We start from the raw sequence: 14,378 nt of genomic DNA, 5'->3' as shown, positions 1-14,378 counted from the left end.
AGAATGATTGTAAAATTATCAAAAGAATATAGTTTAGGGAGTAAAAAATATAAAGAAATTAATTTAGATTTGGAAGAGATGACAGGTTTAACATTAATTGAAGCTGAAAGGGAGTATTATACAAGAAATAAAAATTCAATGATAAAAGAGTTGGAATATGGATGGTATCTAACAGTTGCTTCAGAATCAAGCGGAATTAAATATGGAGATTTCTTGAAATTAAATGCTAGAGATTGCGTGAAAATTGTAAATGCTGTTAGGGTTTTTTTACAAAGTACGGACTCGGAAGAAATAGAGGAAGCAGAAGTAGTAGAAACCTTAGGGTCGATAGAGTAGAAGAGATACTAGATTTGCAAGATTGTATTACAACTTTAGTAGAAGTTTTAAATTATTCAGATGAAAATAAAACGAGTATAAATGTAAGTTATGAAACTTTAATTAATTGCAGATTGTATGAATTAGAATATTGGAATTTGAGAGCTGAAAAGTTGTTAGAAGATTCAGAAAAGAGAATTTCTGAAAGTGAATAAAAAAAGAGGACTCATCAGTCCTCTAAATCGTTTGAAAAGAAAGCATACATAATGGATGTACTTAGTGAAAGGTAGATAGCAACCCAAAAAGGTCCAAAAATAAAAATTAATGGAAAAGATATAAGAGCTATAAGGAATGAAGCAAGAGCTATAAAAATTTTTAGTCCTGTATTAGTTTCTTTTTTAGAAAAATTCTTTTTTGCTGATTTTTCAGTAATATTCTTAAAATAATTTTTTATTTTATCTTCGTATGGTTTAACTTCATCTTTTGTTAAATATTTAAAAAAGTTTATAATATAAATTTTGTATTTATCGTATATTTTTTTCATAACAAACACCTCTTTTTATATTTATATATTAAATTATACAACGAAAACATCAAAAATACAATGGATGGAAGGAGGTAAAATGGCAAAAGATTTAACACTTAATATAGTTGCGGCAGCTTCGGTAGCTGGTGCTGTTAAAGGGCTTTCAGAATTATCGAAAAGTTTTAAAACTTTGAAAGATAATACAGAAAATTTGTCAAAAACATCTAAAAAATTAGAAAATTTTGATAAAGTTAGAGAAAAACTAACTAAAGTTAATGCTGAGTATAAAACTTCATCTGAAGCTCTTAAAAAACTGAAACAGGAATATAATAGTACAGGTCAAGGAAATGCGGAATTTGCTAAAACTGTCAAAGATGCTGAAAAGCATGTAAATAAATTGGCTAATGAAAAATCAAAATTAACAAATGCTTTTTCAAATGCAAAACAGGCTATAGAAAGTGAAGGACACAGTTTAAAAGATTACAGAGACACTCTTCATAAAGTAAATAAAGAATTAGAAGTAAATAAACAGTTAAAAAGTATTCAGAATCAACATCAAAATAGACTTGAAGCTATAGATAAAGTTGAAAGTTTTGGTGATAGGGCAACTGTTAGAGGTTTAGCTGCTGGAGCTGCGACAGTTCTCCCTTTGAAATTAAAAATAGAATTGGAAGAAGCACAGGCAGATTTGAGAAAAGTTGCTGAATTTGGCTCTAAACAATTAGAAAAAGAATTTTATCAGGCAATGAGGAATTTGAGTGACAATTCCCCACTATCTCAAAAAGAATTGTTTGAAATAGCTGGAGCAGGAGCACAAGCTGGGATAAACACACGAGAATTAGCACAATATACAAAAGATGCTTCAAAAATAAAAGTTGCCTTTGATATGGACACACAAGCGGCAGGGAATTTCTTGGCTAAAACAAGAGCTCAGTTTGGCATAGGGCAAAAAGAAGTTATGGAATATGCAGATGTTATAAATTATTTGGCGAATAGTGTGGCAGTAACTGCTCCTGAGTTAGTTGATATATCACAAAGGGTAGCAGGGCTTGGTGGAATTGCTGGTATTTCTAAAGAAAGTGTTATGGCAATGGGAGCAACCTTGATTGCAAGCGGAGTGAACTCAGAAGTGGCAGCAACAGGTTTAAAGAATTTTTCTTTGGGATTAGTTGCCGGAACAAGTGCAACGAATACACAAAAAAAGGCATTTGAAAGTTTGGGATTAAGTGCCGAGCAAGTAGCAAAAGATATGCAAGTTAATGCAGATAAAACGATAATTAATGTATTATCAAAAGTAAAACAGCTTCCTGAACATTTAAGAGCTGCAACTTTGAAAAATTTATTTGGTAAAGAGAGTATACAGTCAGTAACAGAGTTGATGAATCATTTAGATGATTTAGGAGGAGCTTTTGAAAATGTTCATAATAAAGCAAAAACAGCAGGAAGTGTGGATAAGGAGTATGCCGATAGATTAAAGACTTTAAAAACAGCATTAGATACGCTAAAAAACAATTTAGTTAATATAGGAATTGACTTAGGATCTGCTCTGGCACCATCATTATTGAGTTTAACAAATAGTTTAAAGCCAGTTGTAAAAAGTATTGCAGATTTCGTGCAAAAAAATCCACAACTTGCAGCAGGTATTATGAAAGCAGTTGGAGCTTTTGCATTATTTAATTTAGGAGTAGGTGGAGCTATTAAAGTTGGAGCACCTCTTGCCAGAACTTTAAGTTCAACCGTTTCAATTTTTCAGAAGCTATCAGCTGTTAAGGGATTGGGATTTACAGCAGGAATAGCTAAAGCATTTCCGACAGTTGCAAAATTAGGAAGTGTATTTAAAGGAGTAGGTTCTATTGCTGTAAAATCTTTTGGTGGGTTAGGTAAAATCGCATTAAAATCATTAAATCCGTTTAATGCTATAAAATTAGCGGTTAATGGACTGGGTAAAGGATTTTCAGGTTCGTTAAAAATTTTTTCAATGTTTGCTCATCCTTTAGCTACTTTTAAAAAATTAATAAGTGTAATAAAAATGGTTGGAATAGCTTTGAAAGGAGCATTTTTAGCAAATCCTGTAGGAGTGATAGTTGGTGCATTAGTTGGATTAGTTGCCATTTTTGTAATTTTATATAAAAAGTCAACTTGGTTTAGAAACGGTGTGAATAATGCAATGAAGCAAATTGCACCGCATGTAAAAGAATTGGGCAGAGTTTTAAAGCAAACCTTAGGTCAGGCAATACAACGGGTAAAGAGTTTAATGGTTTCTTCAGCACCTGCAATGAGAGCGGTATGGAATAGTTTAAAACCAGTTATTTCAGCAATAGGAACTGTTATTAAAGTGGTATTGATTATTGCAATTAGAGTAGCAATAGCAGCTGTGAAATCACTAGGAAATACTTTTAAACTTATTATTGCAGTAGTTAGAGGTGTAATGCAAATGGTTTCGGGAGCGTTTAGAGTTGCAGTGGGAATATGGAAAGGAATTTTTCAATTATTTGTTGCTTTTTTACTGGAAAATGGAATGAAATTCTAATTGTAAGTGGAGTGTGGAATGCAGTTAAAGGTGGTATAAGTTCATTTGTAGGCGGTGCCAAAACTATATTGAGCGGATTATTTAATTGGTTTAAAGACCAGTGGAACAATTTAAAAAACTTAGCTTCAAATATAGGAGGAGTTTTAGGTTTTGGAAAACATTGGACGGGAACTAACTATTTTGAAGGTGGGTATACTACTGTAGCAGAGCGTGGAGCGGAACTTATCAAGGTTCCAGGACAACTCGCATTCCTGGCTGAACATGAAATGATGTTAAATTTACCAAAAGGAACTCAAATTTTGAATAATTCCCAAACGAGAAATACTCTTAGCGATAGAATAGGAAAGGTTAAAGAAAGAGTTAGTAAATCTAAAAATAATGGAGGAAATAGTTTTGGTGGAGATACAATTAATATAGCGATAACGGTTGGTAATGGTTCTAATCCTAATGCAATAGCACAAGCTGTCGAAAGAGTTTTAAGAGACAGAGAAAACCGTAAAAGAAGGGTGGCATTTGGATAATGGCAAAAACGAGAGTATACAGAACTAAAAATGGTGACACTTGGGATTTGATTTCGTACAAAGTATACGGCACAGAAGGTTATTTTCACGATTTAATAAGGGCTAATCTAAATCTTATAGATATTGCTATATTCGATTCTAACATACCTATTATTATTCCAGATTTTGTAGATACTGGAGCTAATGAGGATATAGATAAGTTGCCACCGTGGAAAAGATAAAAAAGATAAAAGAGGTGATAAAGTATGGGATATGCAAGAAATATAAAGGTCTTAGTGTTTTTCAACAAAAAGGATATTTCAGAAGAAATAGCACATTCCATTTCTTCTGTCACTTATACTGACAACTCAAAAAACGCTATTGACGATTTAGAAATAGAATTGGAGAATTTAGATTATAGATGGTTAAAAGAATGGTATCCTGATGAAAATGCACAGCTTGTGGTTGGAATATTTGAAGATTTGGGTGAATCTGATGGAAAATTTTTGGAATTGGGAACATTTTATGTAGATGAACCAACTTTTGACAATGATAGAGTAACATTAAAATGTATTGCCTTGCCTTTGAATCAAAATATAAGAGATCAGAAAAATAGCAGAGCTTGGGAAAATGTAACACTTAAAGAATTGGTTACCCAAATAGCGAGTAAACATGAAATGAGTGCTGAAATACATTGTGAAGATGAATTTTATAAAAGGCTGGATCAAGACAAAGAAACAGACTTGGAATTTATCAATCGTGTTGTGAAGGAAACAGGACTTAATATGAAATTATCTGACGATAAAATAATTATTTTTGATGACGAAAAGATGGAAGAAAATGAAACAATAGAAAAGTGGAATATACACGATTACAGGATAAGAAGTTTTTCATTGAAGAAGAAAAATAAGGAAATTTATGACAAGGTTGAAGTTAGTTATTATGATGCAGATAAGAAAAAGATAATTAGGGAAATAATTACAAAAGAAGAATTAGAAAAACGAAATAATGTAGAAACTGATTCATAAAAATTAAATAGCAAAAAGAAGTGATGTGAATGGCAACAAATAAGAAAAACAGTAAAACTACTATTAAAAGCAGTAAAGAGAAATTGAAACAAAAGGCAGAATCTAAACCTAAAACAACCAAAAAAGAAAAGACAAAAAAGATAACGACTAAAGGTAAAAGTACTGCCAAAAAAGTAGCTAAAAAGACTTTAAAAGACAACTTAAAACAGGAGTGTCAAGTAACATTGACCGTAGATGGTTCAACTGATTATGTCGCAGGTGGAATTATTGAACTCGATGAAAGTTGGGGTGAGTTTGAAGGAAAATATATCATTGATAAAGTTACTCACACTGTAAATGGGGATTACACTTGTGAAATGGAAATGATGAAAATAGGTGCTAGAGAAAAGGCTACCGAAAAAGCTAAACAGCAGACTAAGGAAGAGCAGAAGAAAAAGGAAGCTGAAAAAGCTAAAAAGAAAGGTTCTAAAAAGTCAAAAAGTAAGAAAAGTACAAAGAAAACAGGCAAAAAAGTGAGAGATAGGAAAAATAGTAAGAGCACTAAAAAATCTGGTAAAAAGAAATAGAGTTTTGTAGGACAATGACAATATAAAATTATATACAATTATTGTAATGATTGGAAAGGAGCAGAATGGATTTAGAAAGTTTTATAAAAATCATTACATTAGTTTTAGAAATAATTTTAGAAGTTCTAAAATATTACAATAAAAAACAAAAAACTAAAAAAAGGAAGAAAAAATAAAATGAAAAATTTTGAAATGATATTAAATATTTTGGTACTAATTGTAATTGTTATTCATTGGGTACTAAGATACATAGAACATAAAAAGAAAGACAAATAAAAAAAGCCCTAGCTGTAAAAGGGCTTAATTGAAAGTCTTATTAATCATTACAATATAATTGTATCATATTTTATAAAAATGTCAAGAAAAATACGGACAATGACAACTAAATATAATAACTGTGATTAATAAAAAGTAGTTGACTTTAACAAAAAAGTAATGTATACTTAAATTGTAAACTTAAAATTTTAAAATATTTATTTAAGTTTACATACTTCTATATTAGGAGGTTAAGAGTATGAGCTTTAGTAAAAAGTACAGAGAAGAAATAAAAGACTTTATCATAGAAACAATTTATAAAAATGGAAATGTTTTTAAAGAAGTGCTTGAAAAATATCCTATTAGTAGGCAAACGGTATCTAAATATATAAAAGAATTTATTGATAAAGACATAGTTGAAAAAGAGTCAAAGAGCAAGTACAGATTAAAATTTTATGTTAATGAGACTAAGCAATATGATAACATAAATTTAGAAGAAGATGTTGTTTATGAAGACTTTATTTCAAAGTATGAAAAGGATAAGAAAGAAAATGTAAGGGATCTTCTAGTGTATACTTTTACAGAAATGCTAAATAATGCTATAGAACATTCAGGTGGTGATAAAATTTCAATTTTATATGCTGAAAATTACAAAGAAATTGTTGTATGTATACAGGATAATGGAATTGGAATATTTAAGAAAATTAAAAAAGACCATAATTTAGAAAATGAAAATCAAGCAATATTTGAATTGAGAAAAGGAAAACTAACTTCGGATTCAGTAAACCATAGTGGAGAAGGAATATTCTTTACATCCAAAGTAGTTGATGACTTTTTTATAAATTCTTTTGATAAGGAATTTTTTACTGGTAATAGACATGAATTGTATAATTTTGAAAGCGTTGGAATTGAAGATAAAGTTGAAGGGACAAGAGTGTTATTTTTCTTGAATAAAGATACTGATAGAACAGCACACGAAGTATTTGAAAAATATACAAATGATGAGTATATTTTCGATAGGACAACTATAACTGTTCACTTGGCAAAAGAGTATCTAGGTGAATCGTTTGTGTCTCGTTCAAAAGCGAAAAGAATATTGCTGAATGCAGATAAATTTAAAGTAATATTTTTAGATTTTGACGGTATTAAAACAATAGGTCAAGGATTTGCGGATGAAATCTTTAGAGTATATAAGAATAAAAATCCAGAGATACAAATAATACCAATAAATGCAAATGCTGAAGTTGATTTTATGATAAAGAGAAGTCAAAAATAATAAAAGAAAATTGAAGTCACAGTTATTAATTTAGCTGTGATTTTTTGTTGCAAAATTTTTGAAAGGTGGTGAAAATAGATGGATTTAATAAAACAGGGAGAAATAAACAGTATTGATGTAAAAAATGGAAAAGCAAGAGTTATTTTCCTTGATAGAGATAACAAAGTAAGTGACTGGCTTAATATATTAGTTCCTTTTTCCGACAGTCACAGCGATTCTTATAATCTAGCTGTAGGTCAAAGTGTATTGGTTTTATCACTTCCAGATATGCCTGAAGTTGGTTATATCCTTGGCTGTCCAATGAGAGCTAGTGAAATCAAGGAGGGTGAAGTGAAAAGAACTTTTTCAGATGGAGGGTTTTACAGCTATTCAAATGGAACTTTAACACTTAATCCTGTATCGGAAGTTGTAATTAATGCAAATACTACTGTTAATGGGAATTTGACTGTCAGTGGAACTACTATCACAGGTGGAAGTATTAATCTTAATACTCATAAGCACGATGGTGTTACCGCCGGCGGAGATAAGACAGGAGGTCCTGAATAATGGTAGGAAGTTTTTGAGATGTGGTGTTTGAAATATCTGATAAAAAAGTATTTTCAATTAATAACGAAATAAATAGAGCATACAAATCTAAAATATCCGAACATACAGCAATATTTGGACCAGGTATGATAAGACATCAGGGAAGGGAATTAACAGAATTGAGTTTTGGTATTTCTTTAGTTGCTTCGTTAATACCTGATGCAACTCCATCAGAACAGCTTGATAAAATAAAAACTATGTGGGAGTTTGGGAAGTATGACTATTTAACATTAGGTGGGCAGACATTTGGAGCTTTTCCGTTTTTGATAATAGATATGAGTGAAAAAAGTTCTTATTTTAATAAAGAGACTTCCAACTTTGATTTTATAAATTTGGAATTGACATTAAAAGAATATATAGATAATCCGCAAAAATACAACAAAATAATAGAACAGTTAAAAATTCAAAAAAAGGAGCAAGAAAAACTCACAGAAGCAGAAACTATAAATGTGGAAGCTGAACAGAAATCAAAATTACAGGAATTTGCAGAAAAAATAGAAAACAAGGTTAATGATATAGTTGAAAAAGTAGATAAAGCTATCGAAATTGCTGAAAATAAGAAAAAAGAAATATTAAGTCAACTTGAGAAAATAAAAAAAGACGCAAAAGTTGATGAATTGATGGATTTGGTAAGAGCAGGAATGATTACAGCGGATAAAGCTAACGAAATGATAGATTATGCTAAAAATTTTTCTAAGACTGACAGAGAGATTTTGTTGAATTTTTTGAGAAATCAGACTGGAGGTAAATAATGATATATATTTCATCCAACCAAGAAATTAATTACAATCCTCAAAATACATTGGAGGAAGTAAAAACAAATGTTGGAATGATTTTAAGAGTGTGTAAGGAAGAGCAGCCGCTCAATCGTGATTTCAGTTTTGACAGCGATTTAATAGATAAAAATATTAATATCGTAGAAAATAGATTGACTTCGCATTTGCTTAAAGCATTTAGAAAGTATGAACCTAGAGCATCATTGAAACAAACTAGAATCATTATGAAAGATACATATAATAATGATTTTGACATTGAATTAGGAATTGAGGTGGTAAACATTGAGTGAAATATCAAATGAAGAATATGAAATTATAGATGCAGATTCGTGGGAACTTAAAAGAGATATGATTGACAAGTTCCAGGAGCTGAGCGGAAGGCAATTAACTGAATCAAGTCCAGAAACGCTTATCTTTGAAACGGTAGCGTATTTATTTGGATTAAGAGAAGAAAAATATAACGATGAAATGAAACAGAATTATTTAAGATTTGCAAGAAATGAGCGGTTAGATTTGAAAGGAGAATTCTATGGAAATAGAGGTAAAAGACTTGTAGAACAACCAGCCGTGGCAACATTTAGATTTTATATTACTGATATTCAAGCAACGGACATAATAATTCCAAAAGGGTCAAGGATTCAATACAATGAGTTGTATTTTTCGACAGATGAACAATATAAAATAGAAAAAGGTGATCTGTATGTAGACGGAATTGCGACTTGCAATACTTCAGGAACTGTTGGGAATGATATTCCAGTCGGACAAATTAATACAATGGTCGACATTTTTCCGCATTACGATAAAGTCGAGAACATTACAGCATCAAATAATGGAGCTGAAATAGAGCAAGACGGCAATTATAGAGCTAGAATCAGAGAAATCCCTGAAAGTTTCACAACGGCTGGAAGTAAAGGGGCTTATGAATTTTGGGCTAAGTCAACAAGTACAAATATTGTTGATGTCGTAGCATATAGTCCGAGCGCAACAAATGTAGATATTTATGTTTTAACTGATTCTCTAACACTTACGAATGAGCTTAAAAAGAGAATTGAAGAAATGTTGAATACTGACAACATAAGACCATTGACAGACAATGTCGCAATAAAACAGGCAATAAAGACATCATACACAATTGATTTTGACTACTACATTGATAAGTCTAATGAAACGCTTGTAAATGTTATTAAAAATAATGTTGAAAAAGCTGTAAAAGATTTTAAAACTTGGCAGCAAAACAAAATGGGGAGAGATATTAATCCAGATGAGCTTATAAAATTGCTAAAATTAGCTGGAGTAAAAAGAGTTGTGTTAAGAAATCCCGCTTTTAAAGTTTTAGATTTTAATGAAATAGCAGAAAACACAAGCGTTACAAGTAATTATTTAGGAGTTGAAAATATATGATAACTATTGATAATTTGAACTTAACAGATATAGCAGCGAAGTCAACTTTAAATGATAAAACAACACTTTGGATTTATGAATCTATAAATTTTGCTATTAAAAAGAAGCATGATGCGATTAAAAGAAAATTTTTCTTGGAATTATCAGAGTTAAATGATGTAGAATTAGACTTTTTGATGTGGGAATATCATGTTGATTATATCGATTCAAATATAACAAGAGAAACAAAAATAAAACTGATAAAAAGGTCTGTTTTTTCGCATTTTAATAAAGGTACTGTCGGCGGAATTAAAGAAATTTGTGAAATCTTATTTAGTGGAAATGTTGAAATAATAGAATGGTTCAAGTATAGCGGCAATCCAGGATATTTTAAAGTCAATACTAATGGTAACTTATCGAATTATGAAGGCTACAAGAAAATAATCGAAGTTGTAGAGCAGTATAAAAATATTCGTTCTTGGCTCGAAGGAATAAGACTTTTAAGAAAAGAAAAAAAGACAAACTTTTATGGTTTTATCGAAAAAAATAAAAAGAAATATTACTTAGGTTCAACTGATATAAATATTCCAAACGAGATTATAACGACAAATTTTGGAACGGTACACAGAACAAGAGTACTGAGAGAAATAAGATAGGAGGTAAATTATGGCAAAATTCAATGGATTTATTTTAACGGAAAAAGGAAGAGAACTATTAGCAAAAGGATTAGCAGGAGAAACAATAACATTCACTAAAATGGCGATAGGAGATGGAACATCATTAACTTCCGAAAGAGAAAGGACAGAGTTAGTCAATCAAATCACAACATTGCCAATCTTGAATATAAATGTAAAAAGAAACGGAACTTGTGAAATCAATGCGTTATTGACCAACAAATCTGTAACAACAGGGTTTTATATCAAAGAGTTAGGAATATTTGCACATGGGAATGATAATGTTGAAATACTTTATGCTTACAATATATCAACTAGCCCAGATTTTGTGCCACCTTTTTCAGCTAACAATGTCGTAGAAATTGAATATGTAGGTACGATTATTGTAGATCAAGTGGCAAACGTAACAGCTGTTATTGATCCGAGTATCACGTATATTACTAAAAAATATGCGGACGAAAATTATTTAGTTAGTTCTAAATTAACTGAAATTTTAGGACTAGAATTTGGTGGAAACATACAGGACATCGGCAATAAAACGAAAGGTAAATTTTATTATGACAGTGTAACGAAATTCTACTACGAATGCATCGAGGATAATTCTTTAACTTACAACGATAGCGGAAAATTTAGAGCTATTTCTAATAAGCCGATTTCGGACAAAGTGGAAAATTTATCCAATGTTGAAACTTACGTAATAGACCCGAGACTTACAGTCGGATTAATTTACAAAATCGGGAACATTTGTATCTTAATTTTAGATACAAACGAAGTGTATAACGGTCGGAGTTATGGAGATGTCCTTTTTAACATCCCTGAAAAATTTCGTCCAATTTTTAGAATACCAGTTCCAGTCGGATTAATCAATTCCACAAGTGGCGGGGCGGCTCACATTGAGACAGATGGTAATGTTATATGGCGTGGTTCAAAAACGATTTCTGCGTTGTATATTAACGCTGTTTATTTAGCTAAGTAGTTAATCTATAAATTTGTGAAGAATTTTGAAAATATTTAACGATTTTATTGACTTTATAAATATTCAACTAATATGAGATTAATCGTGAGAAATTAGTGCAAATTCATAAGTTGGCACAGAATAAAAATCATAAAAAATTAAAGAAATGGAGTGATAAAAATGACAGTAATTTACATTTATTTAATTGCGACAATGGAGTGTATAGCAAAACCAGTTGTCACAACAGTGGGAGAATTCAAAGAAAATCCTATATTATTTTACCCAGACTGGAATGACGAAACGATGAAATTTTCTGAAACTTTATTAAATAATCCGATTATTGATTCAAAAAATGGAGAACTTAGAGAAATGGCAGAGGTAGAAAAAATAAAAGCTGGGAAAAGAGTTTTAGACGACGGAAGTTATTTGGATGAAGTTAATGAAACAATCGTAACAATTGCAAAGCCGAACGAGTGGAGTGTATGGGATAAAGACTCTCACACTTGGAAAGTTGACAATGATTTGTTAAATAAAAAATTGAAAGAATTAAGAGAAAAAGCATTAAAAGACTTAGCCGAAGCTAAATCAAGCTTTTTGAACCAGCCGCTTGAAATCGAAAAAGATAGCAAAAAATATACTTTTGAGAACAATGAAAAAAACAGAAATAGTTTGTCTCTAAAAATGTCTTTGATGTGGACTTTAGAGCAAGAAAAAATCGAAAAAGTAAAAGTTTTAAATGATAAAAAAATGGTTTAGTTTATTGAATTGGACAGGTCAGAATTAAAAGTTTTGGCTAAAAAAATTCAGGATATTTTAGAAATTGCTGACATGGCAGAGCAAATGGCAGTTGTTGGGATTAGTAGATACACTATTGATCAGATGTTAGAGCTTAATGTAAGTGATTTTTTTCAGAATTAGAAAAGGAGTGATTTAAATGAATATAGAAAAACTTATATGTACAGAAATTGAATTAGACGGTAAAAAATATAAAGTTGTTGGGATAAAATTTGAAAAAGATAATATAATATTAAATGTCGAAGAAGTAAAGGAAGTGGTATAGATGAATTTTGGGAAAGCATTTGAAGAAGTAAAAAAAGGAAAAGTAATGAGATTGCCGCAATGGAGCAAGGATGTAGTGATAAAAGCACAATTTCCTGATGAAAATAGTAAAATGACAGCTCCATATCTATATGTGGAATCCAGATACGGTAGAATGCCTTGGAAAGAAACTATGATTGAATTATTTAGTGAAGAATGGGAAGTGATTTAAATGGACAGATTTGAAAAAATATTTGATTATTTGCTGAAAGTTGAGGGTGGATACTCAAACGACAAAAATGATAGAGGAGGTAAAACAAAATATGGAATTATAGAATCAGAAGCTAGAAAATATGGATACAAAGGTGAAATGAGAGACATGCCACTTGAGATAGCAAGAGATATTTATAATAAGAAATACTATCATAGAAATGGGCTTGATACCTTAAAATCAGACAAGATAGCGTTATCAGTATGTGATTTTATAGTAAATGCTGGAAACTGGGGAGCTAAAAAAGCACAAGCTGCACTTAATGAATTAGGATTTGATTTAAGAGTAGATGGAATTTTAGGAGAAAAAAGTTTAGCTGCGTTAAATGAAGTTGATGAAAATAAATTTTTGGAAAAATATCATGATTTGCAGAGAAGATATTATAAAGTGATAGCAGCAAATAGACCATCGCAAAAAGTTTTTTTGAAAGGATGGCTCAACAGAGTGGACAGAAAAGAAAATTATTTAAAATCGCTCTAAAAACGGCTTTGACACAGGCTGAATAAGAGCATAAAAGGAATACTTTTGATGTTGAAGTTACCTAATGAGTTGATTTGTCTTAAAACGCTTGTTAGGTGGCTTAGAATGAATATTAAGAAAAATAACAAAATAGGAGTGATAAAAATGGATAAAATGGTAGAAATATGGATAATTAATAAGGCAGCAGAGATGGTTGTTACTAAAATTTATAAAAATGAAATTGTAAACAAAGCAAAAACTGGAGCAGAAAAATTTGATATTATAGCAAAAGATTTTTGGGAAAAATTAGAAAGTTATATTTTAAAAGAAAAAGAGATTGACAGAAAATGGATTCCAAATTTTATTGAAGAAACTGGAGAGGAAGCAATTTTATCTTGTATAAGAGAATTAAAAACTAAACTTATTCCATCTGAGTTTATTCAAGAAATATTTGATTTTGAAAAAAAGAAGGATAAAAAGAACATATTGTAGGAGCATAAATGATAGAGGACTTAAAAATAATAATTGACAATCACGGACTTTTCTTGATCTTATTTTTTAGCGGAGTATTATTTGGTGTAGTGGCTCAAAAAATGGTTGACAACAAGCCTGTCAAGCCATATTTGAAAAGAATAGCAGTTGCTGGGATGACTATGTCAATAACATTGTCTTTAAACAAGATAATAGGACATTTTTCGGCAGAATACCTGTATCCGTGGAGTCCAGTTTTTGGATTTTTTGGAGAGGCATTGCTGGAAACGATAAACCAAAAAAGATATGGCATTAGTACAGGCTTTTTAGAATTGCTGCTGGAAAAGCTGGGGTTTGTCAAAAAGGATAAAGGTGATGATAATGGAAAAGCATCGCAAAAGTAGAAAATTAGCGTTTATTACGCTAGCCGTTATATTTTTAAATTCGGTTTTGACATTGAAGTTAAGAAATTATCAAAGACATCAGAACTTGAATTTATTAAGAAGCAGGTTAAAAAGTGAAAGCAATAAAGAAATCTTTGATAATATTGAAGAAAAATCAAAAAAAGAGGATATGTTGCTTTTGATAGGAACAAATATAGTGGCATTGATAATTATTGCTGGATTTGATAGACAAAGAGTAATTGATGAGAATAAAGATAAAGAAAGAGCTGTCAAAGTGTTTGGGAGATAGCCAGAAATGGCTATCTTTTTTTGTGGAATGAAAAAGTCACGATATTTTTTAAATACATTGACAAAAAACTGCCGTCGATA

At 30.6% G+C, this 14,378-nt stretch carries 23 protein-coding genes; 22 read left to right on the top strand and 1 reads right to left on the bottom strand.

Annotation, left to right across the window (positions count from 1 at the left end; all coding sequences use genetic code 11):
• Positions 1 to 3: 3 nt before the first annotated feature.
• The gene (locus AB8B22_RS08410; RefSeq protein ID WP_369710775.1) at positions 4 to 336 is read left to right on the top strand and encodes a hypothetical protein; all 333 of its coding nucleotides are present in this window, start codon (positions 4 to 6) and stop codon (positions 334 to 336) included.
• A 14-nt stretch (positions 337 to 350) separates the two neighbouring features.
• A complete protein-coding gene (locus AB8B22_RS08405) occupies positions 351 to 530 on the top strand; it encodes a hypothetical protein (protein WP_369710774.1) in 180 nt (59 codons plus the stop codon).
• 14 nt (positions 531 to 544) lie between these two features.
• Here the strand turns inward: AB8B22_RS08405 and AB8B22_RS08400 are convergent, their stop codons facing one another.
• Positions 545 to 859 (bottom strand): hypothetical protein, encoded by a 315-nt coding sequence (locus tag AB8B22_RS08400; RefSeq protein WP_369710773.1) that lies wholly within the window; start codon positions 857 to 859, stop codon positions 545 to 547.
• 79 nt (positions 860 to 938) lie between these two features.
• Between AB8B22_RS08400 and AB8B22_RS08395 the strand changes: the two genes are divergently transcribed.
• From AB8B22_RS08395 to AB8B22_RS08300, 20 genes are all read left to right on the top strand, one after another.
• The gene (locus AB8B22_RS08395) at positions 939 to 3,371 is read left to right on the top strand and encodes a phage tail tape measure protein (protein ID WP_369710772.1); all 2,433 of its coding nucleotides are present in this window, start codon (positions 939 to 941) and stop codon (positions 3,369 to 3,371) included.
• Positions 3,311 to 3,892 carry a hypothetical protein gene (locus tag AB8B22_RS08390; RefSeq protein ID WP_369710771.1) on the top strand — a complete coding sequence of 194 codons (582 nt, stop codon included), beginning with the start codon at positions 3,311 to 3,313 and terminating at the stop codon, positions 3,890 to 3,892. Before AB8B22_RS08395 ends, AB8B22_RS08390 begins: the two co-directional genes overlap by 61 nt.
• Complete coding sequence (locus AB8B22_RS08385) at positions 3,892 to 4,113, top strand: tail protein X (RefSeq protein ID WP_369710770.1); 222 nt, start codon at positions 3,892 to 3,894, stop codon at positions 4,111 to 4,113. Before AB8B22_RS08390 ends, AB8B22_RS08385 begins: the two co-directional genes overlap by 1 nt.
• Positions 4,114 to 4,137: 24 nt before the next feature.
• Positions 4,138 to 4,899 carry a phage late control D family protein gene (locus tag AB8B22_RS08380; protein ID WP_369710769.1) on the top strand — a complete coding sequence of 254 codons (762 nt, stop codon included), beginning with the start codon at positions 4,138 to 4,140 and terminating at the stop codon, positions 4,897 to 4,899.
• 29 nt (positions 4,900 to 4,928) lie between these two features.
• Entirely contained in the window at positions 4,929 to 5,465 is a 537-nt protein-coding gene (locus tag AB8B22_RS08375) for an XkdQ/YqbQ family protein (RefSeq protein WP_369710768.1), read from the top strand.
• Positions 5,466 to 5,979: 514 nt separating this feature from the next.
• Entirely contained in the window at positions 5,980 to 6,996 is a 1,017-nt protein-coding gene (locus AB8B22_RS08370; protein WP_369710767.1) for an STAS-like domain-containing protein, read from the top strand.
• Between the two features lie 78 nt (positions 6,997 to 7,074).
• Positions 7,075 to 7,542 (top strand): phage baseplate protein, encoded by a 468-nt coding sequence (locus AB8B22_RS08365; protein ID WP_369710766.1) that lies wholly within the window; start codon positions 7,075 to 7,077, stop codon positions 7,540 to 7,542.
• A gap of 23 nt (positions 7,543 to 7,565) precedes the next feature.
• Entirely contained in the window at positions 7,566 to 8,333 is a 768-nt protein-coding gene (locus AB8B22_RS08360) for a hypothetical protein (protein ID WP_369710765.1), read from the top strand.
• Positions 8,333 to 8,647, top strand: a complete 315-nt coding sequence (locus AB8B22_RS08355) for a hypothetical protein (protein ID WP_369710764.1) — start codon at positions 8,333 to 8,335, stop codon at positions 8,645 to 8,647. Before AB8B22_RS08360 ends, AB8B22_RS08355 begins: the two co-directional genes overlap by 1 nt.
• Positions 8,640 to 9,758, top strand: a complete 1,119-nt coding sequence (locus tag AB8B22_RS08350; protein WP_369710763.1) for a baseplate assembly protein — start codon at positions 8,640 to 8,642, stop codon at positions 9,756 to 9,758. The genes AB8B22_RS08355 and AB8B22_RS08350 overlap by 8 nt, the downstream gene beginning before the upstream one ends.
• Entirely contained in the window at positions 9,755 to 10,393 is a 639-nt protein-coding gene (locus AB8B22_RS08345; protein ID WP_369710762.1) for a phage tail protein I, read from the top strand. The genes AB8B22_RS08350 and AB8B22_RS08345 overlap by 4 nt, the downstream gene beginning before the upstream one ends.
• 10 nt (positions 10,394 to 10,403) lie before the next feature.
• On the top strand, positions 10,404 to 11,387 hold the full coding sequence (locus AB8B22_RS08340; protein ID WP_369710761.1) for a phage tail protein: 984 nt from the start codon (positions 10,404 to 10,406) through the stop codon (positions 11,385 to 11,387).
• A 159-nt stretch (positions 11,388 to 11,546) separates the two neighbouring features.
• Positions 11,547 to 12,122: a hypothetical protein gene (locus AB8B22_RS08335; protein ID WP_369710760.1), complete on the top strand. Its 576-nt coding sequence runs from the start codon at positions 11,547 to 11,549 to the stop codon at positions 12,120 to 12,122.
• A gap of 9 nt (positions 12,123 to 12,131) precedes the next feature.
• Entirely contained in the window at positions 12,132 to 12,284 is a 153-nt protein-coding gene (locus AB8B22_RS08330; protein WP_369710759.1) for a hypothetical protein, read from the top strand.
• Positions 12,285 to 12,300: 16 nt separating this feature from the next.
• Positions 12,301 to 12,426 (top strand): hypothetical protein, encoded by a 126-nt coding sequence (locus AB8B22_RS08325; protein WP_257720971.1) that lies wholly within the window; start codon positions 12,301 to 12,303, stop codon positions 12,424 to 12,426.
• Entirely contained in the window at positions 12,427 to 12,636 is a 210-nt protein-coding gene (locus AB8B22_RS08320; RefSeq protein WP_369710758.1) for a Thoeris anti-defense Tad2 family protein, read from the top strand. It begins immediately after the preceding gene.
• Entirely contained in the window at positions 12,637 to 13,155 is a 519-nt protein-coding gene (locus AB8B22_RS08315; protein ID WP_369710757.1) for a glycoside hydrolase family 108 protein, read from the top strand.
• 48 nt (positions 13,156 to 13,203) lie between these two features.
• Positions 13,204 to 13,626: a universal stress protein gene (locus AB8B22_RS08310; protein ID WP_369710756.1), complete on the top strand. Its 423-nt coding sequence runs from the start codon at positions 13,204 to 13,206 to the stop codon at positions 13,624 to 13,626.
• Between the two features lie 8 nt (positions 13,627 to 13,634).
• Positions 13,635 to 14,009, top strand: a complete 375-nt coding sequence (locus AB8B22_RS08305; RefSeq protein ID WP_068154687.1) for a hypothetical protein — start codon at positions 13,635 to 13,637, stop codon at positions 14,007 to 14,009.
• Positions 13,987 to 14,298 (top strand): hypothetical protein, encoded by a 312-nt coding sequence (locus tag AB8B22_RS08300; protein ID WP_369710755.1) that lies wholly within the window; start codon positions 13,987 to 13,989, stop codon positions 14,296 to 14,298. The genes AB8B22_RS08305 and AB8B22_RS08300 overlap by 23 nt, the downstream gene beginning before the upstream one ends.
• Positions 14,299 to 14,378: the final 80 nt, after the last annotated feature.

This window comes from Leptotrichia rugosa (genome assembly GCF_041200005.1).
Classification (GTDB): Bacteria; Fusobacteriota; Fusobacteriia; order Fusobacteriales; family Leptotrichiaceae; genus Leptotrichia; species Leptotrichia rugosa.
The sequence above is the reverse complement of the archived record's forward strand: the minus strand, read 5'-3'. Positions and strand labels throughout refer to the sequence as shown.

Bases quoted from the DNA above. Each gene is read 5' to 3' on its own strand.
- AB8B22_RS08410 (WP_369710775.1), top strand. From the start codon at position 4: ATGATTGTAAAATTATCAAAAGAATATAGTTTAGGGAGTAAAAAATAT.
- AB8B22_RS08400 (WP_369710773.1), bottom strand. From the start codon at position 859: ATGAAAAAAATATACGATAAATACAAAATTTATATTATAAACTTTTTT.
- AB8B22_RS08395 (WP_369710772.1), top strand. From the start codon at position 939: ATGGCAAAAGATTTAACACTTAATATAGTTGCGGCAGCTTCGGTAGCT.
- AB8B22_RS08390 (WP_369710771.1), top strand. From the start codon at position 3,311: ATGGAAAGGAATTTTTCAATTATTTGTTGCTTTTTTACTGGAAAATGG.
- AB8B22_RS08385 (WP_369710770.1), top strand. From the start codon at position 3,892: ATGGCAAAAACGAGAGTATACAGAACTAAAAATGGTGACACTTGGGAT.
- AB8B22_RS08380 (WP_369710769.1), top strand. From the start codon at position 4,138: ATGGGATATGCAAGAAATATAAAGGTCTTAGTGTTTTTCAACAAAAAG.
- AB8B22_RS08375 (WP_369710768.1), top strand. From the start codon at position 4,929: ATGGCAACAAATAAGAAAAACAGTAAAACTACTATTAAAAGCAGTAAA.
- AB8B22_RS08370 (WP_369710767.1), top strand. From the start codon at position 5,980: ATGAGCTTTAGTAAAAAGTACAGAGAAGAAATAAAAGACTTTATCATA.
- AB8B22_RS08365 (WP_369710766.1), top strand. From the start codon at position 7,075: ATGGATTTAATAAAACAGGGAGAAATAAACAGTATTGATGTAAAAAAT.
- AB8B22_RS08355 (WP_369710764.1), top strand. From the start codon at position 8,333: ATGATATATATTTCATCCAACCAAGAAATTAATTACAATCCTCAAAAT.
- AB8B22_RS08345 (WP_369710762.1), top strand. From the start codon at position 9,755: ATGATAACTATTGATAATTTGAACTTAACAGATATAGCAGCGAAGTCA.
- AB8B22_RS08340 (WP_369710761.1), top strand. From the start codon at position 10,404: ATGGCAAAATTCAATGGATTTATTTTAACGGAAAAAGGAAGAGAACTA.
- AB8B22_RS08335 (WP_369710760.1), top strand. From the start codon at position 11,547: ATGACAGTAATTTACATTTATTTAATTGCGACAATGGAGTGTATAGCA.
- AB8B22_RS08325 (WP_257720971.1), top strand. From the start codon at position 12,301: ATGAATATAGAAAAACTTATATGTACAGAAATTGAATTAGACGGTAAA.
- AB8B22_RS08320 (WP_369710758.1), top strand. From the start codon at position 12,427: ATGAATTTTGGGAAAGCATTTGAAGAAGTAAAAAAAGGAAAAGTAATG.
- AB8B22_RS08315 (WP_369710757.1), top strand. From the start codon at position 12,637: ATGGACAGATTTGAAAAAATATTTGATTATTTGCTGAAAGTTGAGGGT.
- AB8B22_RS08310 (WP_369710756.1), top strand. From the start codon at position 13,204: ATGTTGAAGTTACCTAATGAGTTGATTTGTCTTAAAACGCTTGTTAGG.
- AB8B22_RS08305 (WP_068154687.1), top strand. From the start codon at position 13,635: ATGATAGAGGACTTAAAAATAATAATTGACAATCACGGACTTTTCTTG.
- AB8B22_RS08300 (WP_369710755.1), top strand. From the start codon at position 13,987: ATGGAAAAGCATCGCAAAAGTAGAAAATTAGCGTTTATTACGCTAGCC.